This window comes from Gordonia sp. ABSL11-1 (assembly GCF_030315685.1).
GTDB lineage: Bacteria > Actinomycetota > Actinomycetes > Mycobacteriales > Mycobacteriaceae > Gordonia.
This window is the reverse complement of sequence record NZ_JASXSI010000005.1, coordinates 304,854-322,930: the sequence shown is the minus strand read 5'-3', so window position 1 is coordinate 322,930 and position 18,077 is coordinate 304,854. Positions and strand designations below refer to the sequence as shown.

Sequence of the window (18,077 nt, the reverse complement as noted above, 5' to 3'; positions counted from 1 at the left end):
TTGATCATCCGTCTCGGCGCTCCACGGGGAGGCGGCGAGACCGGTAAGGGATGAAGCCAGATCGATAGCGGCGCAAAACAAGTCAGTGTTCGACTGCGGCCTCACGACAGAATTCGATCACCGAATTCCACAGTATTCCTCGATCGGCGGCGATGTTGTGGCAGTGGAAGGCTCCCTGGAGGATCTGCACGCGCACATCAATCGAACGCCGATAGAAGGAGACCTCGACCAGCGGGTCAGCGACGACATCGCGTTCGCCGAAGCCGAGGAACAGCGGCACGTCGACGTGGGCGGCCGCGGACTGCGCGACCCCGGGCTCGAGTACCCAGTCAGCGACTGGCCCCGGCACCACGGTGGCCGCCGCCCGCACCGCGGCGTTGATCTCGCTCGAGAGGTTCGGCCCCAGATTGGTGTAGCGCACATCCACCTGCGAGCCAGCAGCATTGGCCGCCGTCAACGACCAGCGACTTCCGTCGGGACGCCACATTGTCATCGGCCCGCACGGACAGCCCAAGAGGGCGAGTCGCCCGAAGCTGCGATACCGCATCTGCTGGTGGAGCATCAGTACCGCCCCCAGCGAATGCGCAATGCCCACCGCCGGCAAGTGCTCGAGGCCGAGCCTCGCCAGCAATCCCGACACTGCCAAAGCATTGGCGGCGTTGAGATCAGCGGGCTCCGGCTCGGGCTCTGGCCGGCTGCTCTCTCCGGTACCCAGCGGGTCCAGCGCAATGACCGCCACACCTTTCGCCGCCGCCTGACGGGCGAAGCTGTACTCGTCACGCTCAGATCCCGCCACCTCCAGATCCCAATACTGTCGCGAGAATCGCCCGCCCGGCAGACATACCGCGACCACCTCGCAGAGCTCGGGAAGGTAGGCAGTCGCCGCGACGACGCCAACGCCGACCACCGTGTGACGTAGTTGCTGAATCTGCACTGTCTCCACTCTCAGAATTGTCGGGCCCACCGCACGATCGAACTATCGGGTCCACCGCGTCGACGCCATGTGCGATACCTACGTCGCTGACTGCGCGGCCTCACTGAGGAATGCAACATAGTCGGCGCTGATCGGTGATGTATCGGTCAGGCCACCATCAGCCGCGATGACATGACCGGTCACCATCCTCGAATCCTCGGATGAGAGAAATGCCACCAGGCGTGCAATGTCGATCGTCTCGGCTGTAAACCCGGTCGACATATTTCGGCGATATACGTCGACAAAAACCGGGCTCGCGTAGGTTTCGTTATTTCGTGTATTGACGAACGCCGGCGCAATTGCATTGGCACGAATACCGCGCCGAGCATACTGCGTCGACAATGCTCGGGTGAGCTGAATGACACCCGCCTTAGCGACACCGTAAGCAGTCAACGCGGGCTCACCCGCCATTCCGGACACCGACGCGATATTGACAATCGACCCCGATCCCCGATCAAGCATCGGCGGCAGTAAAGCTTTGGACATCAAGAACGCACCGAACACACTGCCACGGACCGTGTCCAGAAAAACTTGCGGTGACAGGTTGAGAACATCACCATCGAACTCGGTGAGCTCCAACGAGGCAGCATTATTCACGAGTGTATCGACCCGTCCCCAGCGCCCGCTTATTGCATCGACAAGCTGCTGTATCTCCCCTTCCTCGCGAATGTCGGTTGGTATCGAATGTGCGTCACCTCCAGCGTCACCAATCTGTGCAGCCACGAGCGAAGCTCGTTCACGATCAATATCGGCGATGACCACGGTGGCTCCGTATTCGGCCAACAACCGAGCGGTCGCCTCTCCTATTCCACTCGCACCCCCGGTCACGACGGCGACACGGCCCTCAAATGAATAGTCAGACATTTTCGACGGTACCCCTTCTCGATACTGGCGCCTAAAGTGGCCGTATCAGGCCGATACGGCCACTTCTCACATCGTAGCGCGCGATTCAGCGGCCAACCGGGACCTCAATCTTGTACAACTCGGCGGCATTATCTTGGAGAATACGCTTACGGCTGACGGGATCGAGGTCGCCCAGGACACGCGAGAAGTGCCCCTTGGCGTCGGGATAGAGGCAGGTCGGGTGCGGAATGTCGGTCTCCACGAGGATGTTGTTGACACCGATTTCCTCAACAAGCTTCGCGGGCGCCGACGACTCGAACCAAAACATGACGTAGATGTGGTCACGAAAATACTCCGTCGGCCGACGCAGCTGCAGTGCCTTCTCCTTGTCGGTGGTTACCATCTCATCGAGTTGATACTCCAACGCCTCCAGCAGGAATGGAACCCAACCGATACCGCTCTCGGCGGAGACGACCTTGAGGTTCGGGTACCGGTCGAACAGGTTGCTCATACACAGGTTGGTCACGATACGAACATTGCTCATGTACATCTGCGTAGCCATCACAGCCAACCACCGCTGAGGACCGAAACTGCGCCAGCTCGGCGCCGCCACCTTGGCTCCGGTCGTGTTGACGGTCATGGGGGACTTACCTGCCCGCTGGTCGCGCATCGACTGGCGCAGACCTTCTGACTCCTCACGCGTACCGCCCGCGCCGATATGAAAGTTGGCAACGGTCCTGGTCTCGTTGAAGATGTCCCACATCGGGTCGAAGTAGGCCTCGGGCAACTCCGGGAGCCCAAGCAGCTCCGGTTTGTCGGACAGAGTGAAACCGGCGATTCCTTGGTCGATGAGTCGGGTCATCTCCTTCACCGTCAAATCCATGTCCCAGATCGGGAGCATCGCCTGCGGCAGAAGGCGCCCACCCGACTCATGCTGTACCTCGACCAGAAAGTCGTTGTAGGTCTGCAGAATCTGCGTACGTTGCTTGATGTCGGAGATGGCAAAGATGTGATTCGAGGAAAAGCCGACCCCATTGGGATAGAGAATCTGAGCCCACACACCTTGCTCGTCGATGAGCTCCAGACGCTCGCGTGTCGACCACGCCGAATGATGAATTTCCTCGAAGGGCTGCAGCGTGTTGGTACCCAGCACCTTCTTGGGACCGTGACCAATCGTGTTGCCGCCGATACTCGCCCACATCTCGCCGTCGACATACCAGGCCGTCAGCCCGTTTCTGGTCTCCTGCTTCGGCATACGGTCCCGAAGCGTTGCCGGCACTCGTGCGCTCCAGAGGTCGGCAGGTTCCGTCAGGTGGGCATCACAGTCGATGACATGGATGTTCTCGGTCTCGATGAGGGTCGGCTCAGGCAGAGTTGCGGTCATCGTCGGTTTTCCTTTCACTGTCCACACCGCAGGTATGCGGTGTCGATTTGATGTCGTCTCAGTCGGTAGTCTCGGACCGGGAGTCATCCGGTTGTGGCCGTTGGGCACCGGCCCTTTTCGCTGCCGCGATGGATAGCGTTGCGATGTAGTCCGAGCCCTCGTCGGTGATGGCGAAGCTGTTCCCGGAACGCACGTCGCGACCTGCGACGCCCATCGTCCCGACAATCGCTGCAACCGCCGCCCGCGCCCTCGCGCGCCGTAATCCGATCAATTCGAACCACGCCACGGTGCCGTCGAGGGGACGTCCGTGCCGGATACCGTGCGCCACCATCGTTGCGCCTTCATGGATCCGCAGCGCAAGCACAGACGGGTCTCTTCCGCCGACAGAGCCGAACGCGGATTGATGCAACACTAGGCCCCCCTCCAGAAGGGATCGGCAGTTGAGATGTGACACACGAAACGGGCTGGTCGTCGTGCTGGTCATTCGTTCGGCCAAACGGTGTGACACGGACCACTATGCCCGGTCGACCGGCCTAGTGTCAAGATAACGCTGTATATGGTTTAGACACGTCTTGCCTGAGCGATTGTCCATCAGCGAGGTCACTTGACAGAACTACTGGCCAGCAGCATGATCGGCTAAGTAACCAGCTATATGTTTTAGATAACAGTTCGGCCCAACCATGGCGAGTGTCTCACTACGAGCACCGGTCGCGGCCCAGCGCACAGCCCACCGTCGGCCTGGAGGCGACCGCTTCACCTGAGGAGGAAGAAATGACCCACGTTTTCTCAGATCTCCGCGTTGTGGACCTCACCGAAGGAATGCTCGGGATGGCAGGCACCGTGCTCGCAGACTTCGGTGCGGAGGTCATCAAGGTGGAGCCGCCCGGCGGCGATCCGCTCCGCGGCCACCCCGGATTCCAGTTCTGGAATCGCGGGAAGCACAGTCGTGTCATCGATCTCACCGATGACACGCACATGGCGGAGCTGGAAGCATTGGTGGATTCCGCCGATGTCCTGATCCTCAGCCCGCTTCCGAGCTCGGACGCCTCACGCTTGTCAGCAGCAGCGGTCCAGCAACGAAACCCGGGACTGATCCACGTGTCCCTCACCGGGTTCGGGGCTGCCACCGACCTCGAGGTTTTTGGACACAGCGAACAGATGGTCACTGCGAAGACCGGCCGACTGATGGGCAACGACTCACTCAGCGGAGCACACGGTGACATCGACCGACCGCTTTATATCGCCTCGCCGGCAAGTACATACGGCGCCGCCATGCTCGCCCTGCAAGGGATCATTGGGTCGTTGATCCAGCGCGAGCGCACAGGTTTCGGACGAGCCATCGAGACCAGCTTGCTTGATGGCATTTCTGCGGCCACGATGCGACTTGCATTCGAACGCAAAGGTGATGCTGTGGTCCCCGTCGGTGCGCGGGGAGAAGGCGGCGTGCCCTTGCTCATGCGTGGCATCAGACTCTGCTTCCTCTCGGTGGAGACCAAAGACGGCCGGTACATCCAGATGTGCTGCCGGCAGCCCCGGCTCTACCGGAACTGGATGAATGCCATCGGTCTGGGCGACGAACTGCGCGAAGATCGTTGGAGCGCATTGCCCCTTGGGGTGCGTAGCCACGACGATGCCGACGAGTGGGAGGCACGAGTAAGGAACGCGATGCTGGACCGCACTCAAGAGGAATGGATGCACCAGTTCCGAACCCTCGACATCGGGGCCGATCCATTCCTCACCGAGGACGAGTTCCTTCGTCATCCTCAACTGCTCGCGAACAACCTCGTCATCGAGGTCGACGATGGACAACTCGGAACTATCACCGAGCTCGGGCCCATCGTCTCCGCAGAGGCAACACCTGCCGAGATCCGCCGTTCGGCACCACCCCTGGACTCGGCTGCCACATTCAGCCCGGTGCCACATACCGCCGATCCCAAGCCCGGGCCGGCCGGCACACCGCCCGTCGAACTCCCTCTGCAGGGCTACACAATTCTCGAAGTAGCCTCATTTCTCGCCGCACCGTTGGGTCCCACGCTGCTCGCCGAACTCGGAGCCCGCGTCATCAAGGTCGAACCGCTCGACGGTGATCCGTTCAGGAGCAGCGGCCTAGAGTTCGTCCACATCGGAAACGGCAAGGAGAGCATCGCGCTCGACCTCAAGTCCAGCGAAGGTCGCGCCATCCTGCACAAGCTCATCGCCCAATCGGATGCGTTGATACACAATTTCCGTCCAGGAGTCCCCGAACGACTCGGATTCGGCTACGCCGAAGCACGTTCCATCCGTCCTGATCTGGTGTATCTCTACGGCGCCTCATACGGAAGCAATGGACCCGAGTCCCACCGCGCAGCATTCCATTCCACCCCCAATGCTTTGTGCGGCGGTGGAATTCTCCAGGCGGGAAAGGGAAACCCACCGGTGAATGATTCCTACGCCGACCCGTGCTCAGGACTTGCGACCGGAGTCGCGCTGGCACTTGGTCTATATGCGCGCGAACACCACGGCATCGGGCAGTATCTGGAAACCAACATGCTCGTATCAGCGGGATGGGTGCACTCCGCGCGCATGGAAGCATACTCGGGTCGTGAACCACGTCCCGAACTCAATACCGATCAGACCGGATTCAGCGCATTCGACCGGCTTTATCAGTGTTCGTCCGGTTGGGTCATGCTCGCGTGCCACGACGACCGCTGGACCGACCTCACCACGATCCTCGACAAGACCAGTTGGCGAGGCGATCCGCGCTTTGCCGACAGGTCGGCGCGCCAGCTCCATGACCGCACACTGCAGTGGCTCATGGAAGACATATTCATCACGCGCCCGGCACAGGAATGGGAAGCAGCCGGACTCGCCACGGGAGTACCGATCGCATCAGCGGCCGACAACACTCTGGAAGAGTTCTTGGTGCACTCGGGCCTCCTCAGTGGCGCCGAACACCCTGCTTTCGGCAGCTATTGGCGGCTGCAGCCCCGAATTCGGGTCGCCAACTCACAACCCGTGGCAGGGCTGCCGTGCGAGGTCGGCGAGCATACCGAGGCGATTCTGATGTCCCTGGGACTGGATTCGACGTCGATCGCTCGGCTCAGCGAGTCGAACGTCATCGGAATCGCCCCACCCGAGCGGAGACATCCAAACGGTACGGGCGCGGTGTCCACCGACGCAGACATCGCGTTCAGTCGATGACCGACGGATTGAAAGGATCATCGAACCCGACCACCGACGATCCCACATCGGTAAGCCTTCTCAACGGACTGCGCGTCGTCGAAGTTGCGATTCTGGCTCCGAGCGCGCTGGGCGGTCACCTCGCAGAACTCGGGGCTGATGTGGTGAAGGTCGAGTCCGGCCGCGGCGACTACATCCGCTCGATCGGAGTCCGAGACGGTGACGGAACGTCCACGATGCACAAGCTCTGGAACCGGGGAAAGCGCAGCATCGAGCTCGACCTTTCGACTACGGACGGGCGCGAAGCCTTCCGCGTTCACGTTGCCAGCGCCGAAGTTGTCATAGAGGGACGCAGGCCGGGCTACCTCGCGAGATTCGGCCTAGGATACGAGGAACTCCTGAAGGTGAACCCGACCTTGGTCTTCATATGCCTTTCCGGTTTCGGTTCCACCGGCCCGTACGCATCCCTGCCCAGCCACGGACCGGCGTTCGACGCATACGCGGGGCTGTTGCGGCCCATCGAAGACATCCACGGGCGGCCACGGATTCCCCGGATGGAATTCGCCGTCGGCGTGACGACAGCACCCGTCTACGCCGCGATGGCCACTCTTTCGGCCGTCATACACACACGAGCGACTGGCCAACCGGTGTATCTCGACGTCGCACAAGCTGACGCCGCCATGTATGCGCGGGCAACCGAGTTGATGCGCGACGAAGACGAGGAGCACGCCGAGTCAGTGCCCGGCCCAGCGGCGCCCCCATCACCATCACCGGAGGGTCTGATGGACGGAGACCTCTTCGAGGACTCGGTCCTGGTCCAGTACTACCGGACCGCTGACGATCGCTATGTTCTCTTCCAAGCCATGGAGCCAGCATTGTTTCGGCGCTTCAGCGACGTTGTTGGCCATCCCGACCTTGCGTCGGCATTCCCGACCGGGCGCGAAGCAGATTGGTTACGCGGCGACAATCAGATGCGGGAGCGCCTCAGTCTGATCTTCGCCGAACGCACGAGCGCGCAATGGATCGAGTTAAGCCTCCAGCATGGGTTACCCTGTACGCCAGTAAATTTCGACGATTCACTGAAGACCGACCCACACTTTCGCAGTCGCGTCCGATGGCTCACGTCGTCTGGCGCCCGATCGGTGGTTGGCCTTCCCATCAGGTCACAACCACCACTCCGGTCGATCCGTCCCGCGCCTGAGTCCATCGGACAGGACTCGATGAGTCAGACCGAGTGAGCAGATCAACGGGAATTGCTCTGCGTACTCCCGACAAGTCCCCTCTGATCCCCGCGCGATCCGACGCAGGCACGGGACTGCCCCCGATTTGATTGACATCTGATCTGTGAGATTGCGATGCGCCGTATGGTAAGCCAGGTGCGGTGGGCGGCGGAGTGTAGGCCTTGTCCGCGCGCAGTTTGTCGGGGTGTTTCGTTCGTGGAGCGTCGCCGAATCCCGCCCCGACCGTGACGTCTGGCCCCTGAGTCCGCCCGCCCCGTGGCCGGCCTCCGTTCGACAACCCTTGGCGGCATGCGGCGACCGACGACGCCCGATCCCTGATCGTGAACAGCGAACCGATCATTCGCGTCACCGTCGCAGTTGTGGTCGACTATCTGACGTCGCTTGTGGACCCACCGGGAGATCCTCGCCGGCCCGGTCCTGTCGGCGCCGGGTTGGCGGCTGGGACTGCTGCCACGACTGCACGTCCCGTTCATCGCCGTGGACTCGGAGACCTCGGTGCACGTGCGGACATCGCCACGGCACCCGGATCGATGCCGTTGACGCGGATGCTGCGCTCGCCCACGGCGTCGAGATCACAGACCTACCCTGCACCAGAACGGCTTTCGCACTCGTGTCCTCGACCGGCCGGCGGGTCTGGTCGAGGTCGGCCGGGGGTGGCCCGGTCGTAGGGCGCAGGGCGGCCGTCCGGCGAGGTCGAGGCCGATGATCTGCGCCCCTCCGGCGGCGAGCCCGACGGCGTGCGCGCGACCTTCGCCACGTGCGACACCAGTGATGAAGGCCACCTTGTCGTCGAGACGACCCACGGGAGTGAACCCTTCGCTAGGACTTCGGTTGCAACGGGAGGCCCTGCTCGAGCAGATCGATCGCATCGAGCAACGTGGACAGGAGATCGTCGTCGAGCACGTCGTCGGCCGCGCGGGCGAAGTGGAACATGACGCCGCCGGCGGCAGCGATGAACACCCGCAGGCACAGATCGTCGGGATCGGTCCCGGTGTACTCGGCGAAGAAGTCCGGCGCCTGCGAGATCGCCCGGTCGGATTCGATCTGAAAGGCGGTGCGCAGCGCCGGTTCGGACTGGATGAGCCGCATCCGTTCGGGATTGCTGGCCCACGCATCGGCGGTCCCGATCTTGAACAGATCGGTCACGAGCCGACGCAGCAGGCCGAAGTGACCGAGGCCGGGCGGGATGGCCGCGAGAGCCTGGGTGCGCGCGTCCTCGAGGTCGTCGGACAGGACCACCTGCTCCTTGGAGGAGAAGTAGCGGAAGAAGGTGGTGTGGGAGACCTCGGCCTCCCGGGCGATCTGCTCGACAGTCGTCTGGTTGTAGCCCTGTTCGGCGAATAACCTCATCGCCGCGTCGCGGATCGCCGTGCGGGTGCGCATCTTGTTCTTCTCCCGCAGACCGATCCGACGACCCGAGCCGGCGGTGCCCGGGGTCGTCGTCGGTGTGGCCATACCCTGACCTCCTGGATTAGTGGAGTGTCACTCGAGACTCAGCTCGGTGATCCGACCGGTTCGCGTGGTGCGGCGGCGCTGTCCGAGGGCGGCAGGCCGCGGTCTCGGACCGCGCTGCCCTCGATGTCGAAGTTCACCACGAACCGATCCAACCATTTCGGCAGACCCCAGGCACGATCTCCGAGCATCGCGATGATCGCGGGCACCACCATCATCCGGATGATGAAGGCGTCGAAGGCGACCGCGACCGCCAGAGCGAAACCGATCATCTTCGCCGTCGTGTCGGGCGACAGCATGAACGCGGCGAACACGCTGATCATGATGATCGCGGCGGAGGTGACCACGCGTGAGCCGTGGCGGTAGCCGGCGATGATGGCGTCCTTCGCCGACATCCCGTGCACGTACTCCTCGCGCATCCGGGTCACCAGGAACACCTGATAGTCCATCGCGAGTCCGAAGACCAGGCCGATCAGGAAGATCGGCAGGAACGACAGGATCGGCTTGGTGTTGTCGATGAGGCCGAACGTGCCTTCCTGGAAGATCGCCACGGTGACACCGAAGGTCGCGCACACCGAGAAGATGAACCCGATGGTGCCGATCAACGGCACCCAGATCGAGCGGAACACCCCGATCATGATGAGGAACGCGAGCCCGACGACCACGACGAGGTACGGCAGCAGCGCCTTGTCGAGCTTGGCCGACAGGTCCGACATGATCGCGGTCTGCCCGCCGACGTGCAGTTGCGCACCGGCCGCCTCCGCCGACGGCGTGTAGGCCCGGATCTCCTCCATGAGGTCGTGGGTCGCCCCGTCTGACGGCGCGCTGGTCGGTGTCACCGAGATGAGGGCCGTGTCGGCACCCACATTCGGCGCGGGCTTGCCGTTGCCGGTCCACACCAGGGTGTTGGTGTTGGCGACGTCGTCCAGGGTCTTGATGTGGGCCACGGTGCGGTCGGCGGCGGCGGCCACGTCCCCGTTGTCGCTGTGCAGCACCACGAGTAGCGGTCCGTTGATGCCCTCACCGAAACCGCGTTGCAACAAGGACTGTGCGGGCGCCTCGTCGTCGCTCGTCATCGACATGCCGAGTTCGAGTTTCGTCATCGGAATGGCGGCCAGGACCAGTACGGCCAGTCCGGCGATGACGTACGGCAGCGGTCGCTTGACGACCATCCGCCCGAACTTCACGCCCAGCGTGTCCGCCGTGTCGGACTCCTCGGCGTGTTTGATCCACGGGATGCGCGGGGTGAACGCGAATCGTCCGACGGCTCCGAGCAGTGCCGGGATCAGGGTGAGTGCGGCGATCACGGCAACCAGGACGGCCGACGCGGCGCCCAGACCCATCTGGGTGATCAACGGGATGCCGATCACGGTGAGTGCGACGACCGCGATCATGACGGTCATCCCGGCGAACACGACCGCGGTGCCCGCGGTGCCGACGGCCCGTCCGGCTGCGTCGGCGCGACTGCCGCCGCGTCTGACCTCGTTGCGATACCGCGACACGATGAACAGTGCGTAGTCGATCGAGACGGCTATACCCAACATCGTGACGATCGCGGTGGCGGTCTCGTTGATGCTCAGGAACTTCGCAGAGAGGGTCAGCAACATGATGGTGAGCATCACGCCGACGAGTCCGGTGACCAGCGGGATGAAAGCCGCGACGAGCGCACCGAAGGCGACGATCATGACGACGAACGCGACGGCGAATCCGATCATCTCGGCCTTGCCGCCGGCCTCCATCACCTGCATCAGTGAGCCGGTGGCCTCCACCTGCAGTCCGTCACCGCGGTGGTCGGCGAGGATCTCCTGCAGCTGTTCCTTCTGATCGACGGTGAGGTCGGTCATCTCGATGTTCTGCCGGATCTGGATCAGTCCGACCTTGCCGTTGTCGCCGATCACCGACGATGCCAGGGCGGGCTGGGCCTTCGCCACGGTGTCCGGGTTGACGACGGAGGCCGGGTCGGTCAGATCCGGGAGCCTCTGCAGGTCCGTGACGAGTCCGTCGATCTGCGACGCGTGCGCACCGAGGCCGTCCTCGGCGGCGACGAGCACGCTGGTCGACGCCTGCGTCTGCTGCTTCATGACCTCGGGGAAGTACTCCTCGACCTGCGAGGTCGCCGTTCCGGAGTCGGTCCCGGGCAGGCTGAAGTCTTTCGCGAACTTCGGACTCAGCGCTCCCACGAGTCCGGCGACCGAGAGGGCGGCGACCAGCCAGACCGCGATCACCCACCACTTGTGTCGGAAGGAGAACCTCCCGATTCGATACAAGAACGAGGCCATGGGCCATCCCTTCGGAATCGTCGTACGAATGAGGCGGCCACAAAGTGTTAGTGACTACCACTTGGTACTGGATAACAGAAGATTCCGGATCGTGCCACCGTCCGGCGCCGCCTGTGGCCAACACCTCGACGGGCGACCAATCAGGATGAGGTCATCGAACATATGTTCGCCAGCTGCGCTAGGCTGGCCACCATGAGTGCCGGCATCCAGGGCTCGCTGTTCGACCAGCGCGACGACGGAACGCAGCTCGGCGACCTCGCCGGGACCCGGCGGCGGTCACTGTCGAACGGCGCCTGGATCGACTTGCGGCCGGGATGGATCTCCGGTTCGGAACTGCTCTTCGACCGGCTCCGCGACGACGCGGCCTGGCGTGCCGAGCGCCGCCGTATGTACGACCGGGTCGTCGACGTCCCGCGGCTGCTGGCGACCTACCTGGACGCGGCGACGTTCCCCGATCCGCTGCTTGTCGAGGCGCGCGATCAACTCACCCGCCACTATCGAGACGAACTGCCGGAGGGATTCGTGACCGCCGGCCTCTGCCTGTACCGCGACGGCAACGACAGCGTCGCCTGGCACGGCGACCGGATCGGACGTGGCTCCACCGACGACACGATGGTGGCGATCGTCTCGCTCGGATCACCGCGACCGTTGATGCTCCGACCGCGCGGCGGTGGGTCATCGTTGCGCTTCGTCGTCGGACCCGGCGATCTCCTGGTGATGGGCGGCAGTTGCCAGCGGACGTGGGAGCACGCGATCCCCAAGAGCCCGGGCGTCGGGCCGCGCATCAGCATTCAGTTCCGCCCACCCGGAGTGTGGTGATCACGGGACTGCCTCCACATGTCGTGGCGCAGTTCTTCGCGTAACCGACAGACCCGGCGCGGCGAGCTCACGAGGGCGCACCCCGGGGTGTCGAGATGGTCACGGAGTGGTTGAATCGGGACATCGTTCATGCCCCGGGGTCGAGTGAAAGAGAACCATGATCCGAAAGTCTGTCGCCGCCACCGCACTCACCGTCGCAGCAGCTGCGACCGCTCTCGCCGCACCTGCGGTCATCGGATCGGCCACGGCCGCGCCGCTCGACAGCCTGCTCGGGAGTTCGGGCAGCGCGGGCGGCTCCGGTAGCTCGGATCTCCTCGACACCGGCAGCGCCGCACTGGGATCGTCGGGCAACAAGCCGCAGCACTTCGGCAAACTCGGACGGCCGGACGCACCCAACGGAGTCAAGTCGATCAACGTCTGGACGTACGCACCGAAGGTGACGCCGATCTCGCCGAACGTCTTCCCCCGCAATTCGCGCCTCGGGGTGCGGTGGAACTCGACCATCGACTCCGGACCCGTGGTCGACGGCAACGAGTGCGGGATGCAGATCCGGCTCGACGGCCCGAAGGTGCCGAAGGCCGCGCAGCTGACCAAGACCCGCGACTGCACCGCGGTGAAGTCGTTCCTGCTGCGCGCGCCCGGCTCCTACTCGATCACCGTCACCGACGGCATCTCCGGCGCATCGAACTCCATCAAGTTCGACGTCAAGTAGTCGAACCGGGTCCGACGGCGAACGTGGTGTCGGTGAGCTTCTCCGACACCGCCCACAGGCCGTCGCGGATCGCGGTGTTGTCGGCGCGCTTGTTGTAGCCCGACACCCCGGGCGCGCCCCGCGAGCCGAACATCTGGGTGGGCCCGTAGAACGTGCCGTTCGTGGCGTCGGGTGACGTCGCCGCGTACAGGGTCGGCAGCGCTCCGGCGGCTGCGGACTGCGCGACCACCTTGTTCGCCAGATTCATGATGACGTCCTCGACTGTCTCCGACCGTCCCTGCAGTTCGGTCGCCGCATAGCCGGGGTGCGCGATGACCGACGTCGTCGTCGAACCCGCGGCCGCGAGACGATCCGCCAGCTCCTTGCCGAACATCAGGTTGGCCATCTTGGAGTCGCCGTAGGCGCGCCAGCGCCGGTATCTGCGAGTCTCCCAGTTCAGGTCGCCGAGGTCGATCCGGCCGATCTGGTGCATCGACGACGACAACGTGACCACCCGGTCGGTGATCTTGTCGAGCACCAGCGCGGTCAACACAAAGTGTCCGAGATGGTTGGTGCCGATCTGCATCTCGAAGCCCTGCGCGGTTCGCTTGTGTGGGATCGCCATCACACCTGCGTTGTTGATGAGGACGTCGGCGCCGGTGAGACCGTCGGCGAAGGTGCGGACCGAGTCGAGGTCGGCGAGGTCGAGCTGCGCGACGGTCGCCGCGGAACCGATCTCACGCGCGACGACATCGGCCTTCTGCGTGTTGCGACAGGCCAGGATGACCTGCGCGCCCGCGGCGGCCAGGGCCTTCGCGGTCTCGGCACCGAGGCCGCTGTTCGCGCCGGTGACGACCACCGTGCGACCGGACTGATCGGGGATGTCCGACGTCGACCAACCACTCATGCTCACGACCCCCTGCTCATTCGGCTGATGGCCCCACGCTATTGACGCCGCCGAAGACCGTCAACGGCCGAAGAGGCCGAGGGGCAGGCGCATGAGCCCGAGGAGTCCCGTCCGGCGAACCGGCCGCAGCAGTCCGGAGAGGACGCCGGTCACGATCGGCGGGGAGTTGGCCGCGGCGAGTTCCTCGGGGACGAAGACCTCGGTCGGACGTGGGCGACCGCGGAGGGTGCGCGAGCCGACCGATCGCCAGTTGTCGGCTTCGTCGCCGGCCGCGGCGACCGCGGCGTCGCCGGCGAGCACCGGGACCGCGGCACCCTTGGCGAGTTCGGAGAGCCGCGCACATTCGTTGACGGGATCGCCGATCACCGTGTACTCGTAGCGCTGTTCGGCACCGACGTTGCCGGCGAAGGCCATCCCGTACGAGACGCCGATCCCCCATCGCACGGGCAGCTCGTCCAGACGCAAGGCCAGGTCGCGGGCCGCCGCCATCGCCGCCGCGGCCGGCTCATCGATCGCGACCGGGACACCGAACACCGCGAGCGCCGCGTCGCCCTCGAACTTGTTGACGAATCCGGAGTGGCTGTCGACGACATCGGCGACGATCGTGAAGAACGAGTTGAGCAGCTTCACCGTCTCGCGCGGATCCTGCTGTGCGGCAATCGTCGTCGAGCCGACGATGTCGACGAAGAGCACACCGACGATCGCGTTGGTGCCGTGCATGCCGACGCCGCGTTCCAGGGCTAGTTCGGCGACCGTGTCACCGACATGACGGGCGAAGAGTTCCCGCATCCGTTCCCGCTCGTCGAGACCGGCGACCATCTCGTTGAAACCGTGCTGCAGTACGCCGAGTTCGGACGAATCGTAGACCGCCACCTGGGCGGCGTAGTCGCCCTGACCCACGCGCTCCACGGCGCGACGCAGGTCCGTCAGCGGGTCGGCGATGGCCTTGCCGACGAGGACGACCACGCGCACACCTGCCGCGAGACCCACGAGCGCGAGCACCACCGTCGCCCAGTCGACGGGCCCGGGGGCGGGCGGCAGCATCCCCGCCCAGCGCCCGCCGTTGATGATGAGCAGTCCGAGCATCGGGACCGCCGAACTGACCGCCCACACCGCGATCATCCGGGACCGCACGCCATGCATCACGTGGTGGGCCGGATTGTCCTGCAGCGCAACCACGGCCAGAGGTCGCGCGGCGCTCTCGGCGAAGATGTAGGTGATGCACGAGCTCGAGAAGCCGGCGAGCATGAACGCGACGGAGACGCCGACGACGGTCTTCGAGGTGAGTTCGTTCGCGGTCAGCACGTAGGACAGCACGGCCACTGCCCACGCGATCAGTGTGGTCATCACCTGGTGAATCGGGATGCGCTGCACCGCCCGACGCCGGGCGTGGTCGGCCGGACATCCGCTGACGAACCAGCGCAGCTGCGGCTTGAACACCGCGAGACCGAGCGCCACGTTGATGATGAGGCCGACGATGATCGCGATCACGACGGACGGGAAGTTGGGGGCGCCCAGCGTGGTGTCGACGGTGAGCTGGCCGCCGTTGAAGGCCAACTGCACGAGCAGGAACGTCTCGACACCGACAACGCAGTTGGTGGTGCCGATCGCGATGGCGGCGCCGACCGTGGCCCAGCGGGCCATCCAGGCCCGGTCGTCGACCGAGAGATCCGCCCAGTCTGGTGATCGCGGGATGCGTCGTCCCCAGATGCGAGTGTGCGCACGAAGGCCAACCCCCGACCCGACGGCGTCGGTGCGGGGGCCGTGTGGTCGTCCCATACGGCCACCTCCCTGCCCAGCGGCTGCGTCCCAGCCTACCGAACAGCACTATGGTGCCGGTCACAGACGAGGTCGGGACAGAAAGGGAGCCGACACCGCGCCGGGGTGCGCGCGGTGTCGGCTCTCTGTTCGGACGGCCCGGGCCCGACGCTGTGGCCGGGATCGGCGGACCGCCGGGTCAGGTGACCGGGATCAGGCCGGCTGGCCTGCCTCGATCTCGAGGGTGATGGTGACCTTGTCGCCGACGACGACGCCGCCGCCCTCGAGCGGCATGTCGATGTCGATGCCGAAGTCCTTGCGGTTGAGCACGGTGGTGGCTTCGAAGCCGGCAACCGGGCCGTGGCCCATGCCGGGGTTCACACCGTTGAACTCGAGCGCCAGCTCGACGGACTTGGTGACGCCCTTGAGGGTGAAGTCGCCGGTCAGGATGTAATCGTCACCCTTCGGAGCGACCCCGGTCGACACGAAGGTCGCCTTCGGGAACTTCTCGGCATCGAAGAAGTCGGCGGACTTGATGTGACCGTCGCGCTGCTCGCTGCCGGTGGTGATCGAGGTGACGTCGATCTCGGCCTGCACGGCCGGGGTGCCGTCCTCGGCGACCGTGATGGTGCCGGAGAACGACTCGAAGTTGCCGCGCACCTTGCTGACCATCAGGTGCTTGACGGAGAACGCGACCGCCGAGTGGGCGGGATCGATGGTCCAGGTGCCGGCGGCGATCGGAGCGGAGACTGCTGTGGTCATGGTGGTTCCTCCAGGTGAACTTCAACTGTGTTCGTAGGTTCTGGTCCGTGGGCCGTCGCGGCCCAACACCACTGTAAACGGACTATGGTCCGATTCCATTCCCGGTTGTGGGGATTTTTCCTGCCGGCTTCTAGCGCCAGGCGAAGACGGGCTGCTCGAACCCGTCGACCCGGGTGTGCCGGTCACGTAGGACGACCTCGGCGAACTGATAGATGACCGCGGCCGTCGGTGCGTGTACGAGCGCCCCGACGATGGGGAGCTGGATGACCGGCCGGTCCGACTCCGGGATGGTGAGGAATCGCGGCTCGACCATCAACTCGTCGAAGGTCACGAAGAACAGTTGCGACACCTCGTCGGGGTTGGGATCCGGGATGTGTGTGCCGTCGGACCAGCAGACGACCGGCGTGATGACAAAACCGGACCGCGTCGGGTAGTCGTCGAGCATGCCGATGACGCTGTCGGCGGGCAGGTTAATCCCGATCTCCTCGTGCAGTTCACGCAGAGCAGCCGTCGGCTGATTCTCACCGGGGTCGAGCCGTCCGCCAGGGAGTGCATACTGCGCGGCGTGTCGTCGCATCGTCGCGGGACGCTTGGTCAGCCAGATCCCGTGCCGACCGTCGCGCTCGGCGATGGTGATGGCGACGGCGGCAGCGCGCGCGTCCGGGAGGTCGGCGGCACGCCGTTCGAAGCCGGAGACGCGGGCGGTGACGGCTGCGCGATCGAGAGTGCTCACACCCTCAGTTGATCACGATCGGCGTCCGGCGCGGCGACCCGCGCTCCGAGGTGATAGGTGATGACGGCGAGCGCGAACAGTCCGATCGCCAGGTTGAACAGCGCACCGAAACCCTCGAGTGCGAAGTCGACGAGGGCGTTGGTCAGGGTGAAGACGAGCGCGGCCAGGCGCAGCGACCGCAGTGGCCAGACCCGATCGGTCCGGCGACGGGCGATCATCGCGGGCAGCGACAGCGCCAGCGTGGCGACACCGCTGATGAACAGAATCCAACTGGCCTTCGTATTGCGGCTGATCTCGAAATACAACGCGACGTCGCCCATGTCGCGGTTGTTGAAGGTCCAGCCGAGGATGCCGACGACGAACGTGCCGACCGAACTCACCACGAGAAGCCAGCCGACGATCGTCACCCACCGGGGACTGCGGAACATGCCGGGAATGAGGGCCGTGGCACGGTCGCGCAGACGCATCAGCCGGTCCGGCGAATCCTGACTCGCGTCGAGCAGACCCCGGATGTGTTCGACGACAACGGGGTCTGCACCGCGCGCGGACGCGACGTCGAGGAACTCGACGGCCTGTCGGCGGCGGCGGGCGGGCAACCCGTGAGAGATGCCGTCGGCGGCGATGGTGGCCGCGTTGGCCATCGACTCGGCAACTGTCGGCTTCTTGACGTCCCGCACGATCCTGCTGATCAACAGGATGAGGACGACCAACACGTACATGATCTCCGCGGACGGACCATAGAAATAGTCGTTGTCCTTGGTGACGAATTTGCCGACCTCGTCGAGGAACAGTCCGAAACCGATGCCGCCCATGATGATCGCGGTGATTCGCGTCGCCGGCCCCAGGAACAACCAGCCGACCACCAACGCGAGCATCATCAGCGCACCACCCCACAGCGCATGTGCGATGTGCAGGGTGCCGCCGCCGACCTGCGGGTATCCGGTCAGCTGCAGGTAGAGGCGCGTGACGAGGATCGTCCCGATGGCGAAGATCAGGAACCACTCGACGGCCGCGGTCCCGTAGATGCTGCGGACCACCACGGCGTTGGCGCGGTCTGTCATGGGAGCAGTATCGCC

General features: G+C 64.6%; 14 protein-coding genes. 4 read left to right on the top strand and 10 right to left on the bottom strand.

Features of this window, described 5'->3' with window-relative positions:
• Nucleotides 1-82: 82 nt before the first annotated feature.
• From QSJ19_RS08645 to QSJ19_RS08635, 3 genes are all read right to left on the bottom strand, one after another.
• The gene (locus QSJ19_RS08645) at nucleotides 83-943 is read right to left on the bottom strand and encodes an alpha/beta hydrolase (RefSeq protein WP_286319656.1); all 861 of its coding nucleotides are present in this window, start codon (nucleotides 941-943) and stop codon (nucleotides 83-85) included.
• Between the two features lie 69 nt (nucleotides 944-1,012).
• Nucleotides 1,013-1,837: an SDR family NAD(P)-dependent oxidoreductase gene (locus QSJ19_RS08640; RefSeq protein WP_286319655.1), complete on the bottom strand. Its 825-nt coding sequence runs from the start codon at nucleotides 1,835-1,837 to the stop codon at nucleotides 1,013-1,015.
• Between the two features lie 85 nt (nucleotides 1,838-1,922).
• Complete coding sequence (locus tag QSJ19_RS08635; RefSeq protein WP_286319654.1) at nucleotides 1,923-3,200, bottom strand: amidohydrolase family protein; 1,278 nt, start codon at nucleotides 3,198-3,200, stop codon at nucleotides 1,923-1,925.
• A gap of 771 nt (nucleotides 3,201-3,971) precedes the next feature.
• Between QSJ19_RS08635 and QSJ19_RS08630 the strand changes: the two genes are divergently transcribed.
• Both QSJ19_RS08630 and QSJ19_RS08625 read left to right on the top strand, forming a co-directional pair.
• Nucleotides 3,972-6,380 carry a CaiB/BaiF CoA-transferase family protein gene (locus tag QSJ19_RS08630; protein WP_353507129.1) on the top strand — a complete coding sequence of 803 codons (2,409 nt, stop codon included), beginning with the start codon at nucleotides 3,972-3,974 and terminating at the stop codon, nucleotides 6,378-6,380.
• Entirely contained in the window at nucleotides 6,377-7,597 is a 1,221-nt protein-coding gene (locus QSJ19_RS08625) for a CaiB/BaiF CoA transferase family protein (protein ID WP_286319653.1), read from the top strand. The genes QSJ19_RS08630 and QSJ19_RS08625 overlap by 4 nt, the downstream gene beginning before the upstream one ends.
• A gap of 822 nt (nucleotides 7,598-8,419) precedes the next feature.
• Here the strand turns inward: QSJ19_RS08625 and QSJ19_RS08610 are convergent.
• On the bottom strand, nucleotides 8,420-9,055 hold the full coding sequence (locus QSJ19_RS08610; RefSeq protein ID WP_286319652.1) for a TetR family transcriptional regulator: 636 nt from the start codon (nucleotides 9,053-9,055) through the stop codon (nucleotides 8,420-8,422).
• 38 nt (nucleotides 9,056-9,093) lie between these two features.
• On the bottom strand, nucleotides 9,094-11,331 hold the full coding sequence (locus tag QSJ19_RS08605) for an MMPL family transporter (protein WP_286319651.1): 2,238 nt from the start codon (nucleotides 11,329-11,331) through the stop codon (nucleotides 9,094-9,096).
• Between the two features lie 192 nt (nucleotides 11,332-11,523).
• On the opposite strand from QSJ19_RS08605, the gene QSJ19_RS08600 reads away from it, so the two are divergent.
• The gene (locus tag QSJ19_RS08600) at nucleotides 11,524-12,150 is read left to right on the top strand and encodes an alpha-ketoglutarate-dependent dioxygenase AlkB (RefSeq protein WP_286319650.1); all 627 of its coding nucleotides are present in this window, start codon (nucleotides 11,524-11,526) and stop codon (nucleotides 12,148-12,150) included.
• A gap of 157 nt (nucleotides 12,151-12,307) precedes the next feature.
• Nucleotides 12,308-12,862: a hypothetical protein gene (locus QSJ19_RS08595; protein WP_286319649.1), complete on the top strand. Its 555-nt coding sequence runs from the start codon at nucleotides 12,308-12,310 to the stop codon at nucleotides 12,860-12,862.
• Here QSJ19_RS08595 and QSJ19_RS08590 read toward each other — a convergent pair.
• From QSJ19_RS08590 to QSJ19_RS08570, 5 genes are all read right to left on the bottom strand, one after another.
• Complete coding sequence (locus QSJ19_RS08590) at nucleotides 12,855-13,748, bottom strand: oxidoreductase (RefSeq protein WP_286319647.1); 894 nt, start codon at nucleotides 13,746-13,748, stop codon at nucleotides 12,855-12,857. The genes QSJ19_RS08595 and QSJ19_RS08590 overlap by 8 nt on opposite strands.
• Nucleotides 13,749-13,808: 60 nt before the next feature.
• Nucleotides 13,809-15,527 carry an adenylate/guanylate cyclase domain-containing protein gene (locus tag QSJ19_RS08585; RefSeq protein ID WP_502876117.1) on the bottom strand — a complete coding sequence of 573 codons (1,719 nt, stop codon included), beginning with the start codon at nucleotides 15,525-15,527 and terminating at the stop codon, nucleotides 13,809-13,811.
• A gap of 192 nt (nucleotides 15,528-15,719) precedes the next feature.
• Entirely contained in the window at nucleotides 15,720-16,268 is a 549-nt protein-coding gene (locus QSJ19_RS08580) for a YceI family protein (RefSeq protein ID WP_286319645.1), read from the bottom strand.
• 130 nt (nucleotides 16,269-16,398) lie between these two features.
• On the bottom strand, nucleotides 16,399-17,001 hold the full coding sequence (locus tag QSJ19_RS08575) for an NUDIX hydrolase (protein WP_286319644.1): 603 nt from the start codon (nucleotides 16,999-17,001) through the stop codon (nucleotides 16,399-16,401).
• The gene (locus tag QSJ19_RS08570) at nucleotides 16,998-18,041 is read right to left on the bottom strand and encodes a hypothetical protein (RefSeq protein WP_286319680.1); all 1,044 of its coding nucleotides are present in this window, start codon (nucleotides 18,039-18,041) and stop codon (nucleotides 16,998-17,000) included. Before QSJ19_RS08570 ends, QSJ19_RS08575 begins: the two co-directional genes overlap by 4 nt.
• Nucleotides 18,042-18,077: the final 36 nt, after the last annotated feature.